We start from the raw sequence: 24481 nt of genomic DNA, 5'->3' as shown, positions 1-24481 counted from the left end.
GTCACTTCTCCGCGCTGTGGGTGCCGGTCATGAGAGCAGCGAGGTCCTCGGGGTGGAGGAAGGACGGGGGCGGCGGCGGGCCCCAGTTGAACAGCCCCTTGGCGCCTTCGAGGACCTCGGGTGCCCACAGTTGGTCGTCGACGACGCAGTCCATGTCGGAGTAGTACTCCGAGAAGTTGCCGGCCGGGTCCTTGAGGTACCAGAAGAAGTTCGACCCCGCATGATGGCGGCCCAGGCCCCAGATGTGGCGCTCGGGGTGGTCCGCCAGCATCGCGCTCGCGCCGCGTCCCACGTCGTCGACATCATCGACCTGCCAGGACGTGTGGTGCAGGAAGGCGACCGGCGCGTTCAGGACGAGGATGTTGTGGTGGTCGGTGGAGCAGCGCAGGAACGCGCCGGCGTCCTTGATGTAGTCGCTGGCCCTGAAGCCGAGACCGTCGCGGAAGAACGCGGTGGTCGCCTCGAAGTCGGTGGTGCCGACGACTGCGTGGCCGAGCTTGCGCGGCCGCACGGGAGCGGTGCGCAGGACGCCGGGGGCGCGGGAGCCTGTGCGCTCGATGCGGCCGGGCCCGTTGTAGGGCGTGGCCGGGACGGTCTGCTGGATCAGGCGCGGAGCGATCTCCACAACGGCGCGTACGCCGGTGGCCTTGTCGTACGCGGTCAGCGACGGGCCTCTCGCCTCGCTCGGCACGCCGATGCGGTCGAGGCGGAAGGCCGCGCCGGCCAGGTCGTCAGGGTCGTCGACGCCGATGCGCACCTCGATCAGGCGGCGGGTCGGAGCGTGCACGATGCGCAGCTGGCGGCCGCCGTCGCGGGTGGCGAACCAGCCATCGCTCTCGGGCGAGAGGCCGAAGTCGGCGTAGTAGGCGGCGGTCTCGCCGACGTTGGGGACCCCCATGGTGAGGGAGGTCAGGCAGTGCAGCGGCATGAAGGGGACTCCTTTGTCCGGTTCCGTGACCCGGGCGGGTGCGTCAGCCCTTGAAGCTCTGGCGCAGTTCGCCGATGCCTTCGACGGACGAGACCAGTACGTCGCCGGGGGCCAGCCAGCGCTGCGGATCGCGGCCCAGGCCCACGCCGGCCGGGGTACCGGTGAAGAGGACGTCGCCGGGGAGCAGCGGCAGAACGGCGGAGAGCTTCGAGACGAGCGCAGGGACGGAGAAGATCAGGTCTCCGGTACGGCCTTTCTGGACCTCCTCGCCGTTGATGGAGCAGGAGAGCTCGAGGTCGTCCGGGTTGTCGAACTCGTCCGGGGTGACCAGCCACGGACCGATGGGCGTGAACCCGGGAAAGGACTTGCCGAGGCCGAACTGCGGGACGGGGCCCGCCAGCTGGGTGATTCGCTCAGATATGTCCTGGCCGGCCGCGAGTCCGGCGATGTGCGACCAGGCATCCGCCTCGGAGACGCGTTCGGCGCGAGCGCCGATGACGGCGACCAGCTCCACCTCCCAGTCGGTGTGCCCCTCGGGCGGCAGCGCGACCTCGGTGACCGGGCCGCTGATGCTGGTGGCGAACTTGGTGAAGACGGGGGGCAGGCCCTCGGGGGCCTCGAAGCCCGACTCCGAGGCGTGCGCGCGGTAGTTGAGCCCGATGGCGAGCAGCTGGCGCGGTGCCGGCGCGGGCGATCCGAGGCGGGCGGCCTCGAAGCGCTGCCCCTGCGGGAGCTCGGCCGAGCCGGCCCAGGACCGGAACTCCGCCCAGCGTTCGTAGACGGCTTGCGGGTCGGCGCCGAAGCGTCCGCCGCTGGCCTTCTCGACGTCGACGGCGCGGGCCTGGTCGTCGGTGATCAGGACCAGTCGGCCGGAGAGATTGGCGATCCGCATGGTGCGCTCCTCGTCGGGGTCATGGGGTCACCCTGCCGGAATCCAATTCAGCATGATGATTACGTTGATGTTGCGCCCGCGGTTCCGGAGACGTCAAGGGGGGATCGGGGTAACCTTCATAATGAATTCAGTGAGCCGTCGAAGGAGAGCCTTGAGTACCGCACACGATGCCGCACGCACGAGTGCGTCCAGCCGGGCCGAGCAGGCGGCGCAGCGCATCGCCGCGCTCGCCGAGGCCGCACCACCGGGTGCCAGGCTCGGCACGAAGGAGTTGCTGCGTACCCAGTGCGCGGTCTCGGTCGGGACCTTCAACGAGTCGCTCCGTCTGCTCCAGTCCCGTGGCCTGGTCACCGTGAGACCCGGTCCGGGCGGCGGGATCTTCGTGGCCGAGCAGTCCCCCATGGTGCGCCTCGGCAACTCCGTCCTCGCGCTGGACGCCCAGGAGACGGATGTCGCGGCCGCCGTGCGCATCCGTGACGCGCTCGACCCGCTGCTGATCGAGGACGCGCTGTGGCACGCCTCGCCGGCCGACATCGCGGACCTCCGGCAGCAGATCGAGGCCATGGCGGAGGCGGTCACGGCGGCCGACCCCGTCGCCTTCGTGCACGCCAACTGGAAGCTGCACGCCCGTATCGCCGCGATCAGCCCGAACCCGCTGCTGAGGTCGCTCTACAAGAACCTGCTCGACCTCATCGAGACCCACACCCTGGCCGTACTGCCCGGCAGCGACCAGCCGCTCGCCGAGTACATCGCACAGCGCCACGAACTCCACCGCGACCTCGTCGACGCCCTCGACGCACGCGACCGTGAGACGGCGCTGCGGCTCATCCACGAGCACAACACGAGCTTCGCCGGCGAAAGCTGACCGCGCGCACGGGATGCAGCGGGCAAGTCGCCCCGGAGCCGCTGCATCCCAGGAGGACGCCGAACCGGTCATCGATGTCGCCGAGATCCCGCCGACACGCGAACCGCTCGCCGACCCGCGGTGCGCGCCTTCCCCGTAGCAGCCCTGAACAGGTCCATGGCTTCGGCGCCGACACGACCGCACGGCGCCGCATCGTCGTCGGGGCGTCGCAGGCCGGCTGCGCCTCGGCCGCCGTGCTACGGGGCTTCGGTTTCGACGGTGAGATCACCCTGCCCGGCGACGGATCCCACCGGCCTTGCACCCGGCCGCCGTTGTCGAAGGGCGTCCTGGCGCCCCCGCCTGGAACCCTGGTCTTGGAGTGCCGCAGACCAGCCGGCGGTCGAGCACGCCGTCTCCGCAGTCGCAAGGGCGAGGAGCTTCGTCCCGGCCCGAGCGCCCGTAGCCGATCCGGCGGCTGACGAGCGTTCTCCGGTTTCCTCCAGCCGTCCTGGCAGTGGGCGCTGGGGGCGGTCCCATCGCATGAGTGCGTCCGGGGATCTGCGAGTGCGCCCAGCGGCAGGCCAAGCGGTGAGCTGGAGGACGAGGACGAAACACGCCCTGGGGCGTGTGACCCGTATCTCCGCCACCGCCGGTGTCCTCGTTCTCGGCAATGTCTACGACTACATCAGCAGGACTCGTCCGAGGACGGTGCGCCGACTCGCCGGAAGACGCCAGGCTCAGCAGGCCCGTGAGACGACCGAACAACGGCTTCGTGGCATTGCCCGCGCACACGACGCCGTCCCCTCCCTCACCCTCCGTCCGCTCGCCGTGGAGGACGCGTGCACCGGAGGCGGCGGAGGGACCTTCACCGCCGACAACGAGTACAAGGTGTCCCGCACCCTGTACGTCACCGCCTCTTACAGCACCCAAGGCGACGTGGGCGACGTACTCGACGAGATCCTCACCGCCCGTCCCCTCGATCGCCGTGTACCAGAGCAGGGCCTCGCTGCGGTCGGTGGTCGACCACACCGGCTCGATCGGCGGGCCGACGTCGGCGAGCACGCGCACGTCGAACGCCACGTACGTCGCCGGGTGTTGGTCGCTGAGCTCCCTCTCGCGGCGGGGGCGGGACAGCGCGTGGGACTGCACTGTGGTGAAGCTGATCCGCGCACGGCCGTCAGCGTCGGCGACGTACACCACGGCCTCGCCGTCCAGGACCATGCCGGGCGGCAGGCGCATGGCGGCTACGGCCAGGTCCATCCAGAGCGCGGTGACGTCGCGGCCGGTGCGCGACTGAAGCCGGACGCCGTCCTCGGTCCGCCACGGCACGGTCCGGTGGCCATCGACCTTCGGCTCACCCGCCCATCCCGGGGGCGGCGCAGGGTCGGACACAGGGGCGGCGAGCATCGGGTCCGGCAGTGTCCACGTCACAGCCCGTGCCTTTCGCCCAGCCCGCCCGTCGGCAGACCGAGTGCGCGTACGCCCCCGGTGCCGGCCCGGCCGCGGCAGGTCGACGCCGGGCTGCCCGGATCCTGTGTCGTACGGTCTGATGTCGCGGCCGCCCACCGTCCGCGACGGGTCTCACCGAGCCCGGCGGTGCCGCCGGTGCCGCCGGTACGGCCGGTACGGCCGAAAGATCTGAACCAATACCGGAATCAGGCCGCGACGAGCTCCTGCTCGCGGTCGGGCGTCTTGACCTTGGGCTTCTTGTTCGGGAGCGAGAGCCGGAAGACCTTGTGCCACGCGGAGAACACCTGCTTGGGCAGCGGCCCGGTGACGTACTCCAGCTCGTACTTCTCGAACAGCGCGCGCACCTTGACCGCGACCTCGGCGTACCGGTTGCTCGGCAGGTCCGGGAACAGGTGGTGCTCGATCTGGTGGGAGAGGTTGCCGGTCATGAAGTGCATGGCCCTGCTGCCGCTGATGTTGGCCGAGCCCAGCATCTGGCGCAGGTACCACTGGCCGCGCGTCTCGCCCTTGATCGACCGGCGCTCGAAGACCTGCACGCCCTCGGGGAAGTGCCCGCACATGATCACCGAGTGGGTCCAGATGTTGCGGACCAGGTTCGCGGTGAACGTGGCGGCGAGCGTGGTGAGGAACGACGGGCCCGACAGCAGCGGGTGGATCACGTAGTCCTTGAGCACCTGCTTGCGGATCTTGCGGCCCACGGCCTTGACCCGCGCGCGGAACTCCGGGTTGTTGCGGCGGCGCTTGTGCAGGTTCTTGCCGAGCTCAAGGTCGTACGCGGCGATGCCGTACTCGAAGAAGCAGGCGTTGAGGAAGTTCCACAGCGGCTGGCCGAGGTGGAACGGATGCCACCTCTGGTCCTCGTCGACGCGCATGATGCCGTAGCCGAGGTCGTTGTCCTTGCCGATCACGTTGGTGTACGTGTGGTGCAGCTCGTTGTGCGAGTGCTTCCACTGCTCGGACGGCGAGACGTGATCCCACTCCCAGGTGGTGGAGTGGATCTTCGGGTCCCGCATCCAGTCCCACTGGCCGTGCAGGATGTTGTGGCCGATCTCCATGTTGTCCATGATCTTCGCCACGGACAGACCGGCGGTGCCGATCAGCCACGCGGGCGGGAAGAACGAGAACAGCAGCACGCCCCGGCTGACCAGCTCGAGCTTGCGCTGCGCCGAGATGACCTTACGGATGTAGGCGGCGTCCTTCTCACCACGGCTGGCGATCACCTCGTCGCGGATCGCGTCCAGCTCGCGGCCGAGCTCCTCGATCTGCTCCGCGCTCAGGTGGGCGGTGGGGTCGATGGCGGTCAAGGTGCTCCTACCGTTCGATGTCGCAGGGGCCCGCCGCGGCGGACACGCAGGTCTGGATGAGGACGCCCGGCTCGGCCTCGGTGATCTCGCCGGTGCGCAGGTCACGGACGGCGCCCGCCTTGAGCGGCGTGACGCAGCCGAAGCAGATGCCCATGCGGCACCCGGACGGCATGAGCACGCCGGCCTCCTCGCCGACGTCCAGCAACGGCGTGGCGCCGTCCGCGGTGACGGTCTTGCCGGTGGCGCTGAACGTGACCTCGCCGCCGTCGCCGGTGACGACGATGCCGGGGCGGAAGCGTTCGGTGTGCAGGCGCTCTTGTACGCCGTGCTCACTCCAGTGCTCTTCGGCGGCGTCGAGCAGGCCCGCGGGCCCGCAGGCCCAGGTCTCGCGCTCGGCCCAGTCGGGCACCAGTTCGTCGAGACGGGCGATGTCGAGCTTGCCGTCCGTGTCGGTGTGCACCTCGGTGAGCCGCAGCTTCTTGTCCGCGACCAGGTCGTGCAGTTCATTGCGGAAGATCACGTCCTGCGGCCGTGGCGCGCAGTGGACCATGACGACGTCGTCGAACTCGGTGTCGCGCAGCATGCCCATCACGGGCGTGATGCCGCTGCCGGCCGTCAGGTAGAGCACCTTGGCGGGCTTGGCCCGCGGCAGCACGAAGTCACCGGTCGGCTGGTCGAGCTGGATCAGCGTGCCCGGTTTCGCCCTGCGGACCAGGTGGTCGCTGACTTTGCCGTCCGGGATCGCCTTCACGGTGATCGTGACGCGGCCGTCCCGGCGGTTCGTCGGCGAGGTGAGGGAGTAGGCACGCCACAGGCGCACCCCGTCGACGTCGACCCCGATCCGCACGTACTGACCAGCCGTGTGGCCGCGCCAGCCTCGTCCCGGCCTGATCACGATGGTCGCGGCGTCACCCGTTTCGGGGTGCACGGCCTCGATGCGCCCACGCAGGTCGGCGCCCGCACGCAGCGGGCTGACCAGGTCGAGGTAGTCCGACGGCAGCAGCGGCGTCGTGACCATCTCCAGCAGTTTCCACGCCTTGCTGCGGAGGGCTGTACTCGTCATGACTCCAGCTTGCTGCGCCTCAGGGCGTAAAGTCCTGACCGCAGGACGTAAATCTGTTCGGCTGAATTGTTCGCAGGGAACAAAAACGTGAGCCATGCAATACGGAGGGCCAGCGAACTGGCTCTGGACGAGACGACGGTCACCGCACTTCGGGCCGCGCTGAGGAGCACCGCCGACGAAGTCGTCCAGGCGATCATCGACGAGGTCCCTCCCTACGCCAACGCCCTTTCGGGCCGCATGGGCGGCACCATCCGCCGAGCCGTCCGCACCGCCCTGGGGCACTACCTGGACCTCGCGAGCGGGAACGCCACAGGCGGCGACGCCGGAGACGCGGCCTACGAGCTGGGCCGCGGCGAGGCGCGCGACGGCCGTTCGATGGACGCCCTGCTCAGCGCCTACCGCGTCGGCGCCCGCGTGGCCTGGCGCGGCCTGGCAGCAGGCGCCGTACCCGCAGGTCTGCCCGCCGCCGAGGTCGCCAAGTTCGCCGAACTGACCTTCGCCTACATCGACGAGCTCTCCGCCGCGAGCGCCGCGGGCCACGCCGACGAACTGGCCGCCCATGGCAGGGCCCACGAGCGCCACCTGGAACACCTGGCCCGCGACCTCCTCGCCGGCGCGAGACCGGACGTGCTGCTGGCCTCTGCGCAACGGGCCGGGTGGCAGCCTCCGGTCTCACTGACCGCGGTCCTGCTGCCCGCCGCCCAGGCCCGGCCTGTCTACCGCGCGCTCGACCCGAGCACCCTCGTCCTCGACGATCTGCCGGACGCCACCGGTGTGCTGCTCGTCCCCGATGCCGACCGAGCACATCTGCTGCGGCAGCTGACCGACCGCACCGCCGTGGCCGGCCCGGCCCGGCCATGGACTCGTGCGTCCGCCTCGTACGCACGAGCCGTACGCGCGCGCTCCCTCTCCTCCGATATCCGCGACACCGAGGACCACTTGCCCGAGCTGGTGCTGAGCGCCGACGCGGACGCGTTCGCGGACCTGCGTGCCCGGGCTCTCGCACCGTTGCGGACCTTGCCCGTCGCGACCGCACGGCGGCTGGAGGAGACGTTGCGGGCGTGGCTGCTGCACCAGGGCAGACGGGACGAGGTGGCGGCGGCGTTGTTCGTCCATCCCCAGACGGTCCGGTATCGGATGTCGCAGCTGCGGGAGCTGTTTCCGGATCTCGCATCGCCGCAGCGGGTCCTTGAACTGACGCTGGCGGTCGGTCTCCGGGCCGGCTGACGCGTACGCCGACCGTCCACGACCACGACCGCGACTGCGTCCGCGAGCGGTCCAGGAACCGTGCCTCGTTCCCGGTGCCGTCAGCCGGCTGAGACCGGGGATTGACGTGAAGACCGGCCAAGGCCTCGGGAAGCTCGCCGGGGGCGCTGTCCCTGAGAAGCACGGTGGCGGATACGGCTCGACTGGATCCGGTGGACGATGCGCACCGACCCGCTCGTCGACGCGCTCGTCGAGCATCTGGTCGGCGATCTGGGCAGCTATGCCGGATCACCAGGGGCGGGGGAGCCGGGCCGCTCGCGCCGGGGACCACCGTGGTTCTCCGGCGGCCCCGTGCCTCCCTTCCGACAGGTCAACCGGACGACCGGAAGACCGGACGACCGACCGGTCCGGCCTGGCACACCGCGCGGGGGATGATGGGGAAGGAACGACGGAGCGCGAGGTCAGGAGCTTGCATGGCGAAGCGGGTTCACCGACCCCGTGAGGACGCGGAGTTCGATTTCATCCTCGGGATGAGCGCAGTTCCGGTCCTCGCATACTTCACCGGGACATGGCCCAAGGCAGTCGAGCCCTGCCGGGTGATGGACCTCGTCGTGGGTGGCATCGCCGACGACTACACGGGCCGCCTGACGGCCGTCCGCGCCGACATCACGCGTTGTCCGGCCGCAACCGAGCGATACGGGATCACCGGAGCCCCGTCCTACGTCCTGCTGAAGGAGGGAGAGGCGGTGGCGCACGGCACGGGGCCCATGACCATCGCCGAGGTACGGAAGTTCCTGGACGGCCACCTCTGAGCGGCCGCTGCGGCACGTGGCCGCGACGCCCGTCACGTCTCGTCCGTGGGAGCTGCGCCGCCTGAGACACCTTGGACGACGAACTACATCGACGCCGCCGTCGCCCAACCGCCTCGACCCGGGCCGTCGGCGCCCTGCGCCCGCTGCGCGACCCGGACGGGCCGGAGCTGGACGAGGACGACACGGCATGATCCGGAAAGGGGGTGGACTAGTTGGTCCCGGAATAGAGCTCGTTGAGCAGCTTGTCCGCTGATTCCGAGGTGAACTGGCGCTTGAGTTCGGCGCGGGCCGCTATCGGGTGCCGAGCGAGAAGACCCTGCGCGCCGTGCTGGGACGCCTCGATCCGGCCGGGCTCAGCGCGGCCGGGTTCGCCTGCTTGACGTCGTTGGTCAGCAGCTCTCGATCGACCGACAGATCATGAAGGACACGGCCTCCATACGCTTGTTCTGCCCGGTGGTGCCGATCGCGTTGGTCTCGCCGTCGACCCCGCAGTACCAGACCGGGTTCCAGCCCACGCTCTGCACATAGGAGTTGCCGCAAATCGTCCCTGTCTGCACACTGAAAATCACCGATTCCAGGCGCAGCCCCGTACCTGCGGAGCCGAGCGTGATGCGGGTGCCGGACGCGGCGCACTTCTCCGCCCCCCACCCGCTGCCCTGCCGATAGCCCCTGGCACAGAGACTGCTCCCGGCGACCGCCATCTGAACGGCCTCGATCGCGCGCCCCCCTCCGGCCGCGCCGACCGACACGGACTGCCCGGCGTTGGCACACTGTTCAGCCGTCCAGCCGGAGCCCTGCACGTACACCTTGGCGCAGACCCTGTTCGCTGCCGCCTGGGCACTGGCCGAAGCCGGGGAACTCATGGACAACGCCAACGCCACAGCCGCCACACCGACTGTCAGAATGCGCCCGATCCCACTGTTTATCCGTGTCACGGCCAGCCCACTCCATCTATCTGGACAACGATATTCGGGGACCACTATCGCGGACTGTGCCGAACGGACAGGCCAGTTCGATCTTTTCCCGGGAAAGCCGACAGTTTCCAGCCTCGCGTGCGCCGTAGTGACCGAATCCGGTGGCCGCCGCAGTGGCGCGGCTGTCGTTGTCGGGCAGATTGGCTCTGTGCATGTTCATCGCAAACAGAGCCAACCGCCGCTTTATCCGGCTCATCCCGTCTTGTTCCATGGTGAGTTGCCGGTCGCTGCCGTCCGCGACCTGATCCGCGGCGCGCTCAAGCTCGCCGGATACGTCGACACCGCCGCCGGACGCCGAGCCCACACCGAACGCCACCGTGTCCTCGCCCTCTCCGGCATCACGTGATCGACCAGACGTCCGAGGCACACGCCAGGGCCCTGGGATCACTCTGGGTCCGGTGACGATCAATAAGTCCTAACACAGTGGCCGGACTTGTGGCTCTGATTGCAGTTGTGGTGCTCGTGTCGGCTCTGACGCGGTACGGCGGAGTTCGTGTGGTTACTTGGGATAACTCGCCCGGCATCGGCAGCTCCCGACCAGTGGTCTGCGGGCCGCCCAGAGTCCGCCCTGTCCTTGGGCAGTCCTGGGGACAGGGCGCCGAAGGGGTCGGCGCGATGCTCACGATGTATACCAGCGATACAAGCTCCGAGAACGGCTGAGTGACGGAGGCTGCTTTTGCTCGCCATTGCTGGAAGGGTGAGTTCGTCTCGCCACCCGAGCCTTTCGGGGACTCGTACTACGCGATGAATTATCCGAACGCGGCTGTTATCGAGGTGCGGGTCGGCAGGACGACCATCTCCGTCAATTCGAGAGGCCGGCTGCCCGATGCTCCTGCCCTCGATGTGGCGAAGAAGCTGGTCTCAGACGAAGAACCCGCCGTCGGTCACCGAGTTCGATCTGGTCGAGCCGGGCTGAGGGCGGCGCCTCAGGGTTGTCCGCCGAGTTCGAGGTCGCGCTTGAGGCGATCGATGGCCTCCACGATGGACCGGGCCTCGTCGAGCATCTCGTCTGCCACCGCGTTCCCGGGCCCGTAGTAGCGCTCCTCCACCTGGGCGTAGAAGTCGGCGTAGTACTCGGCCAGGACGTCCATCAGCGAGTCGCCGTAACGCGGAACCTCGGCGGGCAGCGCCTCCAGCACCGTCCAGACCGCGCCCTCGATGCCGTAGACCGTGGCGGCGCCCTTGGCGAGGTCGGACAGGCGGTAGCACAGCATGGAGTCGCCGTGCTTCGCCTCCTCGTCGCCAAGGCCGACGAGGGGGAGCAGGTCGGGGTCCAGGTCGGCGATGGCCTTCTCGTACGGCTCCGGCGTGTCAGGGGCCGGCGGGACCGGGTCCCGGCCGGGCCCGCTGATGAGCAGCCACGGCTGGTTGGCCGGGTAGTAGTCGGGCAGCCTGGGCTCGATCCCCGAGTCGGCGATGGCGAAGATCTCGTCGGGAAGCTCCACCCCGTAGCACTCGGTGAGCGCCTCGCGGGCGCTCCGTCCCTGGTCGTAGAGGGCCTGTGCGCGGGCAGCCATCGCGGCGTACCCCTCGCGCGGCGTCATCGGACTCACTTGTCGGCTCACCCTTCGGCAGGTTCGACGATCTGGTCCAGGTGCTGCTTGATGTGTGCCCAGGTCTCCACGAGGTCGGCGGAGGTGAGCGCGCGGACGATTTCCTTGGTGACTTCCCCGGCCATCCTTATCAAATCCTCGCGCCCCCTCTTCCTCCTGGCGAGCACCTGTTCGACTTTCGCGTCGATCGCCTCCAGGCGAAGCCGGAGCTCCTCGGTACTGAGCGCCTTCGGATTGCGTGCCAGCATTCGTACGACACTTTCCACCTCGGAGTAGACCTTGGCCGTCTGACCCTGGGTGACCCAGTCCGCCGGGGCCGCGCCGGACGCGGGCGTTTCGGACTTGGCCATCTCCATGGCGAGCCGCTTCGCGTTCGCATAGGTCTGTGACTGCTCCAGCAAGGCGTCGGCGGGATCCGGATTCCGTCGGCTGGGCCGGGCAGCGTGCAGGACCTCGGGGTCGCCGATGCCGAAACCCCGGGAGGAGTCGTGGATAAGGGGGTCCGTCGTCGTCGCGGCCTCGGGGACGTAGGCCACGAAATCCTTCTCGTCGCCGTGGTATCCCCTCGCCAGCCGATCACGCATCGCCCAGCCCTCGGCGGCCTTCTTGCCCCAGAGGGGCTTCTCGCTCCCCACCATCGCCGGGTCCTGGAAGATGCCCGGTTGCTCGCCCTTGTCGTGAGTCCAGGCCTTGATGAGCATGTTCGGCTCGGTCGGGTAGATCATCCGCGGCAGGACCTTCGCCACGGCCGCCCGGATCGCCCGGTCGATCTCGTTGCCCAGGACCGTCAGCTGAACCCTTCGGGGATCCGCGTCCGCAGCCCAGCTGACGCCCTTGAAGGAGTATCCGCCGATGGTCAGCATGGGGTGCCGCTGCATGTCCGCGAGAACCTTCGTGTATTTCGCGAGGACACCCATCGGGTCCTCGCCGACGGTGGTCAGCCCGCCGTCCGGATCCTGGCTGACAACGTGCACCCGATGATTTCGGGTGGACAGAATCTCGACCGCCTGCCTGGTGTACGTCGAGCGGAGCACCTGTTCCCGCAGGGCGCCGTACGGGAGCGACTTGCTCTGCCGCATCGTCGACTCCTCCTCCTTCGCCTTTGCGCGGTCGCCCTCGTCGGTCAGCGCCGCGTACGCCTTGCGCACTCTGCTCAGCGGCACCGCCCCGCCACCGGCCTTGGGGAACCACCGCGGCTCCCAGAGAAAGCCGAAGACCGCCATCAGCATGCTGCCGCGCTTCGCCACACCCGAGACGGCGCTCGCCACTTCGCTGCGGGCCGTGTCGGTGGCCTCGGCGTCCAGCCCTTCGAAGGCGTTGACGCCCGCGATGACCGCCGTCCGGTTCGCCGCCACGGACTGCAGCTCCGGGTCACCGGCCCAGGCCCGGTCCAGGTAGCGGGTCGCCAGATCGCTCTTGGCTTTGTCGGGCGTGGCGAGAAGGTTGACGGCGAAGCCGGTGAAGTCGTCCTTCACTTCGAAGCCGCCGGCGGGGAAGGGCTGCAACTGCTCGTTCACGGTCCCGGCCGCAGTGGTCTTCAACTGGGCCGCGCCTTGAAGCGGGCCGATCCTGTACGGGAAGGCATCGCCGGCCGCCGGCACCTGGCCCTGCTGCTGGGTGGTGTTCGGCGCGATCTTGACGGTGGTCGCGATCTGTTTGTCCCGGGCCACCCCGGTGAACGGCTCCATGCCGATGGTGAGCTTGAGGCCGCGGGCACGGCCGTCGAGGCGCCCCTGCTGGGTCACGGTGATGTTCTTGGCCGCGGCGACCTTCCCGGCGTACGCGGTGCGCAGGTCGCCGTCCTCGGGCTCGGCGGTGGCGCGCAGCGCGTCGAACGTCTCCGCGATCACGGAGCGGTTGAAGGCGCTGTGGTCCTTCGCGGCGTACCAGGAGGCGCCGTTCTCGCCCTTCGCGATCCAGCCCTTCCCCTCCTCGGCGGTGGCCTTCTTGGCACCCTTGCCGGCCGTGGCCCGGACCGTCCAATGGGTGCCCGCCTCGGCGACTACGACCTGCACCTGTACGCCGCCGCGGGCCGCTCCGGCCTTGGCCAGGGCCGATTCGAGCTCGGCGCGGCCGACGAGCTGCGTGTCGGTTCGCTGCCGGGCGACGGCCCAGCCTCGCTGTGCGGCCTGCCGGGCGACGACGCGTACGTCGAAGGGATCGGCCTCCTTGCCGTCCTTGCCCTTGCCGGACTTGCTCTTGAGCTTGGCCCAGATCTGCTTGCCCAGCTTGACGATCTTGGCCACGAGCCAGTCGACGGCCTTCATGACCGGTTTCGACAGGGCGGTGAAGAAACCCTTGATCTTGTCGGCGATGCCGCCGATCCCGAGGATCGCCGCGAGCGCGCCGATCAGCACCGGGATGCTCGCGGCGAGCGCCTTCTCGATCAGTGCCGGTACGCCGCCCGCACCGCCCCCGGCGATGGCGATGATCGCGTCGAGGACGGAGTTGACGAACTCGACGATCTGCGCGCCGCGGTCGATGATGAACGTGACGATGTCAATGATCATCTTGACGGCCTTGACGAACGCCGAGGCCGGGTTCAACAGCGAGATGATCCAGGTGATGCCCGCGACGAGCACGGTCGGGATCAGGTACTTGCTGATCTTGCCGAGCAGGTTGGACTTGAGGTCGCCGACCTGTTCCTTGATCTCCTCGGTGACCCCGGCGACGCCCTCGTTCTGCAGCTTGCCGATCAGCGGCACCCCGGCCTCGACCGCCGACATGGCCTGCTCGGGAATGCCCTTCCTCATGATCCGGCCGCGGATCGCGTTCCAGGTCAGGCCGAGCAGCGAGGCGATCATGCCGAGGATCCCGCGCAGGTCGAACTTCGCGGGCAGCTGCAGACCGGCACCGCTCATCGTGCCGAGCAGCCAGCCGATCAGCCCCTTCTGCAGGTGCGCGCCGATGTTGTTCATGAAGTTGCCCAGCCCGGCGCCCAGCGCCGACACCAGATGGCTGAGGAACCCGATCGGGTCCTTGAGGATCGCCATCACCGCGGCCGCGGCCTTGGCCAGGATTCCCAGCAGCAGGTCCTTCAGCTGCAGGATCGTCTTGATCACGCCGCCGACCGCGTCCATCGCCTTGGCGATCAGGCCCTTGTTCTTCTCCTTCTCGGCCTCGATCTCGGCGTCCACCGATTTGAGCGCGTCGTTGTACTTCGAGGCCAGGGCGTCGACGAGTTCCTTGCCCTTGGAGTCCACCGACTCGGTCAGCTCGTCGAACTTGTCCGAGAACTCCCCGGCCGTCTTCTTCCCGATCGCCTGCAGATCTGCCGGCAGCTTGGCGACCTCGGCCTTCAGCTGGTCACGCCCGGTCGCGATCCGCTGCTTGGCACGGGTCAGTTCCCCGCCGATCAGGTCCGCCACGTCGGAGATGACCTGCTGCATGCCCGCGACATAGCCCTGCCGCGCGACCACGAAGATCTGGTTGGCCTCCTCGGGCAGCCCGGCGAACTTGTCCTTGATCCAGCGCCCTTTGCCCATCAACCCCGAATAACGCTTGTCCTTGTACGCGTCCATGCGCCGTTTGTGGTCGGCGGTGAACGCGTCCCGGACCTTCTTCTCCCCGGCGCTGAACGCGTCGTCGACCTTCTTGTCGAGCCCGTCGAGGATCTGCTCGACGTCCTTCTGGGTTGCGTCGAACACCTTCTGCAGGATCCCGGTGACCTGCGCCCGCTTCGTCTCGTCGCTGCCCTGAGCGCCCTGCTGGCCCTGCGACACGGCCGCGGTGGCACCCTTGTTGGCGGAGGCCATCGTCTGCATCGCGGCGCCGCCCTGCTGCACGGCATGCGACTTGGCCGCGGCCAGGGTCTGCTCCTCCTTCCCGCGCACCTGGGCGGGCGCGGTGGCGGCATGCTGCTCGCCGGCCTTCTTGTCCTTGAGCGCCCCGGCGAACTCCGGCTCGTTCGACTTGGCCAACTGCTCGTCGGTGACCTGCGCGTCCGCCATCTCCTGGTCGACCTGCCGCGGCCCGGCCGAGAAATCCGTGGCGCTCGCGGGAGCCTTGTCGGGCACCGCGTTCGCCGGGTCCGGCGTGGCCGGGGTCGCGGCCGGCTGCCCCGGCTGCAACGGCGTGACCGGCTTCTCCTTGGCGGCCGACGTGTCCGGAGGCGCCTTGGTCGTGGTCTCGATCTGTCCGGCCGACTGCTTCTTGCCGTCGGCGACCCGACCCTGCACCTGCCCCTTGACCGCGTCGGCCTTGCCTGACCCGCTGAACTCGTCGGCCTCGTCCAGGTTCTTCGGCGCCTGCGCGGCAATGGCATCGTTGACGGCCTTGACGAACGCGGCCTTGTCGAACCCACCCGGCTTCGCCGCGTTCATCTTCTCCGCATTGGCCGCCTTGCCCTGCGCCTGCTTGTCGTCCTGCGGCGGCTTTGCAGCAGCCTGAGCGGCCTGCGCGGCGGTCGCCGGCGGTTTGTGGGCGGACATGGTCTTCTGCTTGCTGCGGACGTCGGACTTGAGCGAGGCAAGCTTGGTGCCGTCACGGTGCCCCTCGGCAAGCCGCTGCACCCCGGCCGCGGTTCCGGCCTTGGCCCCGAACCCGGCCCCGGCGACACTCACATGCCCGACAACAACTGCAGGGCTTGCAGGCCCGACGGCGGCCGCAGAACCAGCAACACCCGCCGGCCCGGCGGCGTCCACAGACCTGGCGACGTTCACTGAAGCGGCGCCCGCGGGACCGTCCACGTCCGCGGGCTCGGCGACGACCGAGGGCATAGCGGCGCTGACGGGGCCGGTGGCGGCCACAGGACCGCCCGTGCTCGCGGGCCCGACTGCCGTAGCGGGCCCCGCTTGCGTGGAACCGTCAGCCGTCGAACCGCCGGTCGACGTGTGACCGGCAGGCCGCGGCCCGTGCGTCTGATCGTTGCGGCGCTGGGCGATCAACCCGGCCACGGCCCGGTTGCCCGCGGCGGACTGCAGGCCTCGAGCCATCGAAGGACTCAGAGAGGCCGAACGCGGCACCGGGCGCCCCGCGAGTTGAGGCGCGGCGGTGTCCGTGGTGTCCGTCTCCGCGCGCCGCGCGGAGTCACGCTCTGCTTCCTTCTCGATCTCTCGTTCCTGAGCCGGCATAGCCCATCCCCCGTCAGCAACGAGGCCAAGTCTCGAACGTGCACATACTCGATTCATGAGCGCCAGGGGCATCCGGGCGGTCACCTACCGGTGCCCTATAGGGCAATCGGCAACAGTCCGGAAAGCCGCCAGGGAAACACGAGGGCCGTCCTCTCCTGACCGAGGACGGGTCGAGCAGAGTGGGAAGGGAGATCGTCAGTGGTGGGGGGCTGTGGCCGACGGCCATCGAACGACTGGCGCTTCAGCTTTGGACCTCGTCGACCATGGCACGGGGCGATCCGGCGGCTCCGGCCGGTCCCACACAGTCATGGTCACACCGTTGTGTTGCGATGAAGTGCATGGGGGACGACAGGCCCCTCTACGGCAGCATTTCGCTACAACTTCCCTTGCAGAATGGGTAGTTGGCCTGGTTGAGCAGCAGGGCCAGATCGAGGCGGGCCTGCTTCGAGCACCCGAGACGAGGCAGTGACTCGGCCTGTGACATGCCCGAACCCGGACAACGGAGAGACACGGGTCACACCACGCCATGTCACAGGAGCGAGGGCCGCCTCGTCTCGGGTGGTGAAGGCATCGACGAACGTGGAGGAGCACCCGATGGACGCGCGATTGAACTACTTCGCCAACCCGATCACCGGCAAGGCCCTCAAGTACTTCATGTCGGCCGGCCGGGAGCTGAAGGGATTGCCGCTGTCAGCCACGACGCAGGAGTTGGTGGCGCTGCGCGTGAGCCAGATCAACGGCTGCGCGGTCTGCATCGACATGCACACCAAGGAGGCCGCCGCGGCCGGCGAGAGCCCGGTGCGGCTGAACCTGATCGCGGCCTGGCGGGAGGCAACCGTCTTCACCGAGGCGGAACGCGCCGCGCTCGCGTTGGCGGAGCAGGGGACCCGGGTCGCGGACGCGGCCACCGGGGTCAGCGACGAGGTGTGGGAGCGCGCCGCCCGGCACTATGACGAGGATCAGCTCACGGCCCTCGTGCTGCTGGTCTCGTTCATGAACGCGGTGAACCGGCTGAACATCATCACCCAGCAGCCGGCCGGCGACTACCAGGTCGGCCAGTTCCACTGAACTGCCATCGCCATCGCCATCGCCACCATCACCGTCACCGCACCCCGGCCCGGGTCAGGCATGCCGGAGTTGGGGACGGGGCCGGGATCCATGATCAAGGCCGTCAGGTCGGTCGCGGGTGCGAGCGTTGTCCGCTCCGCTCACACATCGGATGATCTCCGAAAAGAATGCCTCGTCGGCGCGGGCCCGGTCGGGCACTCGGAACGCAAGGAGGAGTCGGCGTGGGCAAGGTCGAGGAGTTCGAGGAGCTGCGGCCGCTGCTGTTCTCGATCGCGTACCGGATCCTGGGCAGCGTGGGCGAGGCGGAGGACGCGGTGCAGGAGACCTGGCTCCGTTACGACGCCTCGACCACCCGGCCGGTGTCGGTCAAGGCGTTCCTGTCGGCCACGGTGACCCGGATCGCCATCGACGTGCTGCGCTCCGCCCGGGTGCGCCGGGAGGAGTACGTCGGACCGTGGCTCCCCGAGCCGCTGCTGGACGATCCGTACGAGGACCCGGTCCGCGCGGCGGAGCTGGCCGACTCGGTGTCGATGGCGGCGCTGCTGCTCCTGGAGCGGCTCAGCCCGCTGGAGCGGTCGGTGTTCGTGCTGCGGGAGGTCTTCGCCTTCGGCTTCGACGAGATCGCCGCGGCGGTGGGACGCTCGGAGGCGGCGTGCCGGCAGCTGCTCGTACGGGCACGCCGTCACATGAGCGAGGGACAGCCACGGTTCGAAGCGGACCGCCAGGAGCGGCAGGAGCTGGCGAGGCGGTTCTTCGAGGCTCTGGCGCAGGGAGACGTGGACGGACTGCGGAGTCTGCTGTCGGCCGATGTCCAGCTCGTCGGGGACGGCGGTGGTAAGGCCCCGCAGCTGGCCAGGGCGGTCGCCGGCGCCGAGAACGTGGCAAGGCTGCTCGCCACCGTCTACCCGCTCATGGCGCGGGTTGACATCACGTTCGAACCGCATGAGGTCAACGGCCAGCCGGGCGCGCTCTTCCGCGACCGCGACGGCAAGGTCCTCCACATCCTCGCCCTCGACGTGCTCGGCGGGCGGATCCAGACCATCCGCTCGGTCATCAACCCCGACAAGCTCGGCCACCTCGGCCCGGTCGCCGACGCCTGGGCCGTTGATCAGGATGTGAAGCAGATGCGCAAGCGGACGCGGTGACCTCCCAACCCCCATGACAGTAGGACCTCGATGGGTGCCCGGTGCGTCCCGGTCGCCGTATGCCTTGCAGACAGCGGCCCACCAGGCGTCGTGGACCGGGGGGAACTTCCCTGCGGAACGGGCCTGTTCCAGCGCGGTCGATCCGGGCAGGGCTCCCGGCTTGCGGACCGGCGTCTCCAGGCCGTGGTCCGGCGCCGGCCGTGACCCGGATTTCGTCATCAGCCGTTCGTGCCGGGCGACTTCGACGTCGGCGTACAAGTGAATGTGCACCACCTCCTACGGATGCCAGGTCGGCCGCCGGTACGCGGGCCAGGTCGGCGGCGGAGGAAGCGGATTGCCGACGGCAGCCGCGCCGGGTGGCGCGGATGGGCGGCGGCACCGGCGGTACGCTCGCTCCCGCACGATGGGAGGGGACCCTGGTGATGCAGCCGCTGGAGGCCGGTGATCCGGAGCGGATCGGCATGTACGAACTGGTGGGCCGCCTTGGCAGCGGTGGCATGGGGGAGGTGTTCCTCGGCCGTACCGCCGACCAGCGGCTCGCCGCGATCAAGGCCGCCCATGCCGAGTACGCACACGACGCCGAGTTCCGGCGTCGCTTCGCCCGCGAGGTCGAGGCCGCCCGGCGTGTCGACGGCCGCTTCACGGCCGCGGTCCTCGACGCCGACCACAGCGCCCCGCGGCCCTGGCTGGCGACCGAGTACATCCCCGGTGTCTCGGTCACCGAGGCTGTCGTCTCCGCCGGTCCGCTGCCGGAAGCCTCCCTGCGGGCGCTCGCCGCCGGCATCGCCGCCGCCCTGGAGGCGATCCATGGCGCCGGCCTCACCCATCGCGACCTCAAACCCTCCAATGTCCTGCTCGCCGACGACGGCCCGCGCGTCATCGACTTCGGCATCGCCCGGGCCGGCGACCACACCCGGATCACCACGACCGGCATGACACCGGGCACCCCCGGTTACATGGCGCCCGAGCAGCTCCGCGGCGGTGACGTGGGTCCGGCCGCAGATGTCTACGCGCTCGGCGCCACCCTGGTCTACGCGGCCACCGGCCACGGCCCCTACGGGCAGGGCGATCCGCTGGCGATGATCTACCGCACCATCGAGAGCGCACCGCAACTGGACGACGTGCCCGCCGCGCTGCGCCCGACCGTCGCCCGCTGCTTGGCCAAGGACCCCGCCGACCGTCCCACGGTCGCGCGGCTGCGGGCCCGGTTCGCGGTCGGCTCCACCCTCGGTCACGGAGGATGGCTGCCGCCCCGGCACAGCACCATGATGCCGGGACGGCGGGAGTCGGCCCACGCGGCGGCCACGGTCCTCCCGTCCTCCTCGCGCACCGGCCCCGCCGACGTGCCGGCACCGGGAGTGTCGCCCCGGCGGGGCCTGTCCCGGCGTTCCCTGCTGCTCACCGGGGCAGGCGGAGCCCTGGCGGTCGGCGGCGGGGCGGTCGCCGTGCTGCTCTCGCTCGACGGCGAACCGGGCGGCAAGACCGGCGCGGCCGCCGGGAGTCCGAGCCCGTCCGGGGCCGCCGACGCGAACGGGACGCGTTCCCCGGGCGGTTCGACGTCGTCGGCTGGTTCCTCGTCGCCGGACGGCATGGCTTCGGCAGGCGGGCCCGCCGGGATCGGGGCGCTGCCCGCGATCACCTCGGGCCAGGGCTTCGGCGAGAAGCCGGCCCTCGCCGTGGGGAGCGGCCCGGCCCCCACCGAACTCGTCGTCCGTAACCTGGTCCAGGGCCGCGGCACCACCATCGTCAAGGGCGACTACGTGACCTGTCACTACTTTCTGCAGCCGTGGGACAGGGCCGAGGTTCTCGACAGCTCGTTCGACCGCGGCGAGCCGTTGACCGTGCAGATCGGCGTCGGGCAGGTCATCAAGGGCTGGGACACCGCGCTCCTGGGCAAGCGGGCGGGCAGCCGCCTGCAGTTCGCGGTGCCGCCGGCACAGGGATACGGATCCCAAGGGCAGGGTGAGATCAAGGGCACGGACACGCTGGTGTTCGTGGTCGACATCCTCGTGGTGAGCAGGTCGTAGCGAGGCCGGCCGCGCGGTGTCGGCCGACCAGGTCGTCGTGGCGGCAGGCGGTGATCTCCGAGCCGTTCGCGAGTCGGGCGGTGGAGGTCCACAGCAGCCGGGCTCAGCCAGGTGGCGGGTGAGTGAGTGGGTGATTGTTTCTGCGGCAGTGGCGGTGGGTGTGGTCATCGAGTGGTCTTGCGGTTCCGAAGGGCTGCCGCGGTGAAGCGCGTCATTTCTCGGCTGGGGTGGGGGCTCGGGGCAGGCGTAGCTGGAAGCATGCTCCGGGGGTCCGGGGGGTGAGGGTGAGCGTGCCTCGGTGGCGGTGGGCCAGGTCGCGGGCGATGGCGAGGCCCAGGCCGGTGCCGCCGTGGTCGCGGGAGCGGGCGTCGTCGAGTCGGACGAAGCGTTCGAAGATGCGCTCGGCGTCCTCGGTGGGTACGCCCGGTCCGTCGTCGTGCACCGTGAGGACGACCCAGGCGTCCTGGTTTCGGATGGTGATCTGGATGCGGTGTGCGGCGTGGCGGGCGGCGTTGTCGATGAGGTTGCGCAGCAGTCGTTCGTATTCGCCGGGGTTTCCCTGTGCGTGTGCGGGGGCGGTGCTGTCGCAGGTGAGGGTCAACGGTCGCTCGGCGAGGGGGTATTGCTCGGTCAGCCTGGAGGCGAGGGATGTCAGGTCGACGGTTTCGGGGCTGGCTATGGGGGTGCGGGTGTCGAGGCGGGCGAGGAGCAGCAGGTCTTCGGCGAGGGCGTGGAGGCGGCGGGTCTGTCGTGCGGCGGTGGTGGCCGCGGCGGGCCAGTCGGTACGTTCCGGGTAGGCGAGCGCGACTTCCAGGCTGGCCAGCAGTGTGGTGAGGGGGCTGCGTAGTTCGTGGGCGGCGTCCGCGACGAAGCGGCGTTGCTGGGCGGCGGCGTTGTCGAGGCGTTGGAGGGTGGTGTTGATGGTGGTGGCCAGGGCGGTGATCTCGTGACCCGTGGCGGGGACGGTGACGCGTTCGCGGGGATCGCTCGCGGTGACCGACGCGGTGAGGACGCGGATGGCTTCGACCGGCCGCAGCGCGATGCGGACGGCGAAGTAGGTGACGGCGGCGATCAGTACGAGGCCGACGAGCCCGGCCCGCAGCAGCAGGCGGTCGGTGGTCTTGGTGATTGCCGCGGCTGTGTGCGGGAGCACCACCACATAGACCCGCAGCTTGGCGTCGGCGGCGACGCCCAGAGCGGCGACTTTGTCGCTGCTGAGTTGATCGGCCTCGATATCGGCGGTCATGACCCGCTGGGCCCCGCCGGCCATATCGAATTTGTCCCTGGGGTTGTAGTCGCGGTTCACAGGCAGGCGGACGGTGGTGAGCGGTAGGAGCGCGGCCACCCCGTCTGTCGGCGGGGCGGGCATCACGTGGTGGGTGTCGGGGTAGGCGCGGCTCAGGGCCCCGCCGGAAGCGACAGCGGTGCGTCGGCCGGTCGCGACGACCTCGTACGGCACGGCGCTCGTGGAGGCGGGAACGACACCCTGGCGCAACTGTTCGCAGAGAGACCAGAGTTGCATCTGGGCTTGTTCTTCGGCGATCTGCGTGCTCTGGCGGTAGACGTCGTGGTGTAGCCACCAGCCGATGATCGCCAGGATGACGGCGGCGGTCGAGGCGGCGGCCAGGGCCGTGCGTGCTCGTACCGAACGCGGCCACCAGCGGCGTCGCGGCTCAGTCGCGTTCACGGTCGTCCACCAGCCGGTAGCCGGTACCCCGTACGGTCTGCAGGGATCGTCGACCGAACGCGGAATCCACCTTCTTGCGGAGGGCGCTGACGCGCGCCTCCACCAGGTTGGGATCCAGGGCTTCGTCGGGCCACGCGTGATAGAGCAGATCCGATTTGGAGACCGCCTGGCCCGCCCGGCGGGCCAGCAGCTCCAGCACGGCGAACTCCCGGGGTGTGAGTTCCACCCGGGCCCCGGCCCGACGGCAGACCCGGCCGGCGACGTCCAACGAGAGGTCGCCCACGGCGAGGACGGGCGGGGCGACCGCGGCGGCTCGTCTGACCAGGGCCCGCAGCCGTGCGACGAGCACCATGTAGGAGAAGGGTTTGGCCAGATAGTCGTCGGCCCCCGTGTCCAGGGCCTCTGCCTGATCCCAGTCCCCGTCCTTGGCGGTGAGCACCAGGATGGGGGTCGCGTTGCCCTCCCGGCGCAGTTGGGCGCAGACCTTGTAGCCGTTGAGTCCGGGCAGCATCAAGTCCAGTACGACCAGGGCGTATTCGCCGGTCCGGGCCATCCACAGTCCCTGTCGGCCGTCATGGGCGAGGTCGACGCTGTAGCCCTCGGCGGTGAGACCGGTGTGCAGGGTATGGGCAAGGTCCACCTCGTCTTCGACCACCAGGATGCGCATGCGGTGCAGCCTCGCACAGCGCCGGGCCGCCTTCCTGATCGGCCGGTCAGGTTGGATCAGCATCCGGTCAACGAGGTCCGGGCACGCTGGCGGAGCGTTTTTGCCACTGCTGAAAGGCCCTGCCGCCGATGTCCCGTGCTGAGCTCGCCATTGTCAACGATACGAAAAACGCTCCTCAGGGACGCCTTCATAGAGTTTCCTCGCTCTCACGCCGAAGATTCCTCACTCCCTTGCTCTTGCCCGTTTCACTGGCCACCCTTCTCGGCGTATGGGGAATTCGCCGAGAAGGAACCTTGTGGCATGACGAGGCTGTGACTCTCGAATTGTCTTCCCGTAGCCTGCCGGACCTGTGGCAGACGCTGGGTAACATCGACGCCGTGCATGGAGCGTATTACCTTCTCATGCATGGGCTGTTTGGCCTGTTCGGGACCGATCTCCTGGTGCTGCGTCTTCCCTCTGTTCTCGCCGGTGCGCTGGCAGCGGCAGGAGTCACAGCGCTCGGGGTCCGATTGTCACGGACGCGAGCCGGAATACTGGCAGGGCTTTCCTTCGCCGTACTCCCAGATGTCCAAAGATATTCACAGGAGGGGCGCTCGTACTCGCTGGTTTGCGCGCTTGTTGTCTGGGCCACATATTTTCTTGTGAATGCGGTACTCAGCTGTCGAGCCCCGGTCATTGTCAGGCGTAGAAGTTCGATGACGCCGTGGATCGTCTATGGTGCTCTCATGCTGGCAGCGTGTATTCTGCATCAGTTCGCCGCCTTCGCCCTGGCGGTACATGCCTTCGTCCTGCCACATTATGCGCGGCGCCCTTGGGTATACACCGCACTTTTGGTTGCGGCAGGAGTCGCACCCCTTGCGGCTCTGGGAATGGCGCAATCTGGGCAAGTCGCATGGATCGACGGTGTCACCGGTGGTGAATACCTGCGCTTCGCGATATTGGCTTCTTTCGCGATAGTGCTGTCTTGCTTTGCTTCGTCAGGGGGCGCTGGTAAAGCTTCTCCTGAAGCGCCTTTCAGTCTACGGGCGATCGCTCTGCCTCTGTTCATATTGCCCACTGCGCTTCTCATGCTCATTTCTCTTTATAAGCCTCTCTACGTGGAGAGGTACGTGCTCTACGGTCTCGTCGGCCTGGCGCTCCTTCTGGGGGCCGTGCTGGGGCGTGTGTCTGAACTGGGGCGCAACCTGCGAGTGACGGCAGTGATTGTTGTCGCGTTGGCGATCGCACTGCTCATACCCGAGTCTCTTAAGCTGCGGGCACCGGAAAGCCGATCGGATAACGTCACCGATCTGGCAATGGTCCTGGCCAGGGAGTACTATCCCGGCGACGGAATTCTCTACTTGTCCGTGAAGAGGCGCGCATGGTCACTGGCCTACCCTTCGGTAAGCAGAGGGATGTTCGACCTCGCCCAAGAGCTCACTCCGGCAGCCTCGCACGACCTTTACGGCACCGAATTGCCTTCCCCTCAGATTCGCGCGCGCATGCGCAGCAGTGCGCGAATTCTGGTGGTAACGGAACCCGAAGGCGTTCGTGCCGAAAGTAACGGGACAGAGTTAATGAAGGAGAGGGTTCTGGCGGAACATTTCACCAAGGGCCTCACCATACAAATTGACGGGGCGCAAGTCATTATTTACGAGCGCCGTACAACGGCTACTGAGGCTGAACTTGCGGTGTCGTAGGAGCTGACGGTCGTCGCCCCTCAGGCGTGCCCGGAGCCCGGCGAAAAGGTCGGCCCCGCCGCTGTTGTGGCGACCGAAGCGCAGCTCGTC

At 69.0% G+C, this 24481-nt stretch carries 18 protein-coding genes; 8 read left to right on the top strand and 10 right to left on the bottom strand.

Annotated elements, in window-relative coordinates:
* Window position 1 precedes the first annotated feature (1 nt).
* Window positions 2-928, bottom strand: a complete 927-nt coding sequence (locus tag ACWD4O_RS40785; protein ID WP_451288098.1) for a VOC family protein — start codon at window positions 926-928, stop codon at window positions 2-4.
* A gap of 43 nt (window positions 929-971) precedes the next feature.
* Window positions 972-1820: a fumarylacetoacetate hydrolase family protein gene (locus ACWD4O_RS40780; RefSeq protein WP_451288097.1), complete on the bottom strand. Its 849-nt coding sequence runs from the start codon at window positions 1818-1820 to the stop codon at window positions 972-974.
* A 151-nt stretch (window positions 1821-1971) separates the two neighbouring features.
* Here ACWD4O_RS40780 and ACWD4O_RS40775 point away from each other — a divergent pair, with 151 nt between their 5' ends.
* The gene (locus tag ACWD4O_RS40775; RefSeq protein WP_451288096.1) at window positions 1972-2685 is read left to right on the top strand and encodes a FadR/GntR family transcriptional regulator; all 714 of its coding nucleotides are present in this window, start codon (window positions 1972-1974) and stop codon (window positions 2683-2685) included.
* A gap of 264 nt (window positions 2686-2949) precedes the next feature.
* Here ACWD4O_RS40775 and ACWD4O_RS40770 read toward each other — a convergent pair whose 3' ends face one another.
* The 3 genes from ACWD4O_RS40770 to ACWD4O_RS40760 all read right to left on the bottom strand — a co-directional run bounded on the left by ACWD4O_RS40770 (window position 2950) and on the right by ACWD4O_RS40760 (window position 6456).
* Window positions 2950-4071 (bottom strand): ATP-dependent DNA ligase, encoded by a 1122-nt coding sequence (locus tag ACWD4O_RS40770; RefSeq protein WP_451288121.1) that lies wholly within the window; start codon window positions 4069-4071, stop codon window positions 2950-2952.
* 248 nt (window positions 4072-4319) lie between these two features.
* Window positions 4320-5438, bottom strand: a complete 1119-nt coding sequence (locus tag ACWD4O_RS40765) for a fatty acid desaturase family protein (RefSeq protein WP_451288095.1) — start codon at window positions 5436-5438, stop codon at window positions 4320-4322.
* 7 nt (window positions 5439-5445) lie between these two features.
* Entirely contained in the window at window positions 5446-6456 is a 1011-nt protein-coding gene (locus tag ACWD4O_RS40760) for a ferredoxin reductase (protein ID WP_451288120.1), read from the bottom strand.
* A gap of 132 nt (window positions 6457-6588) precedes the next feature.
* On the opposite strand from ACWD4O_RS40760, the gene ACWD4O_RS40755 reads away from it, so the two are divergent.
* Entirely contained in the window at window positions 6589-7728 is a 1140-nt protein-coding gene (locus ACWD4O_RS40755; protein WP_451288094.1) for a PucR family transcriptional regulator, read from the top strand.
* Between the two features lie 452 nt (window positions 7729-8180).
* Complete coding sequence (locus ACWD4O_RS40750; protein ID WP_451288093.1) at window positions 8181-8519, top strand: thioredoxin family protein; 339 nt, start codon at window positions 8181-8183, stop codon at window positions 8517-8519.
* A 389-nt stretch (window positions 8520-8908) separates the two neighbouring features.
* On the opposite strand, the gene ACWD4O_RS40745 is transcribed toward ACWD4O_RS40750, so the two are convergent.
* On the bottom strand, window positions 8909-9220 hold the full coding sequence (locus ACWD4O_RS40745; RefSeq protein ID WP_451288119.1) for a hypothetical protein: 312 nt from the start codon (window positions 9218-9220) through the stop codon (window positions 8909-8911).
* A gap of 490 nt (window positions 9221-9710) precedes the next feature.
* Here ACWD4O_RS40745 and ACWD4O_RS40740 point away from each other — a divergent pair, with 490 nt between their 5' ends.
* Window positions 9711-9839 (top strand): hypothetical protein, encoded by a 129-nt coding sequence (locus ACWD4O_RS40740; protein ID WP_451288123.1) that lies wholly within the window; start codon window positions 9711-9713, stop codon window positions 9837-9839.
* Window positions 9840-10419: 580 nt separating this feature from the next.
* Here ACWD4O_RS40740 and ACWD4O_RS40735 read toward each other — a convergent pair.
* Together ACWD4O_RS40735 and ACWD4O_RS40730 are read right to left on the bottom strand one after the other, a co-directional pair.
* Window positions 10420-11046, bottom strand: a complete 627-nt coding sequence (locus ACWD4O_RS40735) for a hypothetical protein (protein ID WP_451288092.1) — start codon at window positions 11044-11046, stop codon at window positions 10420-10422.
* 8 nt (window positions 11047-11054) lie between these two features.
* A complete protein-coding gene (locus ACWD4O_RS40730) occupies window positions 11055-15608 on the bottom strand; it encodes a phage tail protein (RefSeq protein ID WP_451288091.1) in 4554 nt (1517 codons plus the stop codon).
* Window positions 15609-16712: 1104 nt separating this feature from the next.
* On the opposite strand from ACWD4O_RS40730, the gene ACWD4O_RS40725 reads away from it, so the two are divergent.
* The 3 genes from ACWD4O_RS40725 (at window position 16713) to ACWD4O_RS40715 (ending at window position 20358) form a co-directional block, all read left to right on the top strand.
* Window positions 16713-17186 carry a carboxymuconolactone decarboxylase family protein gene (locus tag ACWD4O_RS40725; protein ID WP_451288090.1) on the top strand — a complete coding sequence of 158 codons (474 nt, stop codon included), beginning with the start codon at window positions 16713-16715 and terminating at the stop codon, window positions 17184-17186.
* Window positions 17187-17407: 221 nt separating this feature from the next.
* Complete coding sequence (locus ACWD4O_RS40720; RefSeq protein WP_451288089.1) at window positions 17408-18331, top strand: RNA polymerase sigma-70 factor; 924 nt, start codon at window positions 17408-17410, stop codon at window positions 18329-18331.
* 365 nt (window positions 18332-18696) lie between these two features.
* Window positions 18697-20358: a protein kinase domain-containing protein gene (locus ACWD4O_RS40715; RefSeq protein ID WP_451288088.1), complete on the top strand. Its 1662-nt coding sequence runs from the start codon at window positions 18697-18699 to the stop codon at window positions 20356-20358.
* A gap of 211 nt (window positions 20359-20569) precedes the next feature.
* Here the strand turns inward: ACWD4O_RS40715 and ACWD4O_RS40710 are convergent, their stop codons facing one another.
* Complete coding sequence (locus tag ACWD4O_RS40710) at window positions 20570-22045, bottom strand: sensor histidine kinase (protein ID WP_451288087.1); 1476 nt, start codon at window positions 22043-22045, stop codon at window positions 20570-20572.
* Window positions 22032-22712, bottom strand: coding sequence for a response regulator transcription factor (locus tag ACWD4O_RS40705; RefSeq protein WP_451288086.1), 681 nt, complete (start codon window positions 22710-22712; stop codon window positions 22032-22034). Before ACWD4O_RS40705 ends, ACWD4O_RS40710 begins: the two co-directional genes overlap by 14 nt.
* A 311-nt stretch (window positions 22713-23023) precedes the next feature.
* On the opposite strand from ACWD4O_RS40705, the gene ACWD4O_RS40700 reads away from it, so the two are divergent.
* Entirely contained in the window at window positions 23024-24391 is a 1368-nt protein-coding gene (locus ACWD4O_RS40700; protein WP_451288085.1) for a glycosyltransferase family 39 protein, read from the top strand.
* The last annotated feature ends 90 nt before the right edge of the window (window positions 24392-24481 follow it).

It is taken from the genome of Streptomyces sp. NPDC002623 (assembly GCF_053592635.1).
This window is presented reverse-complemented; position numbering and strand designations above follow the sequence as displayed.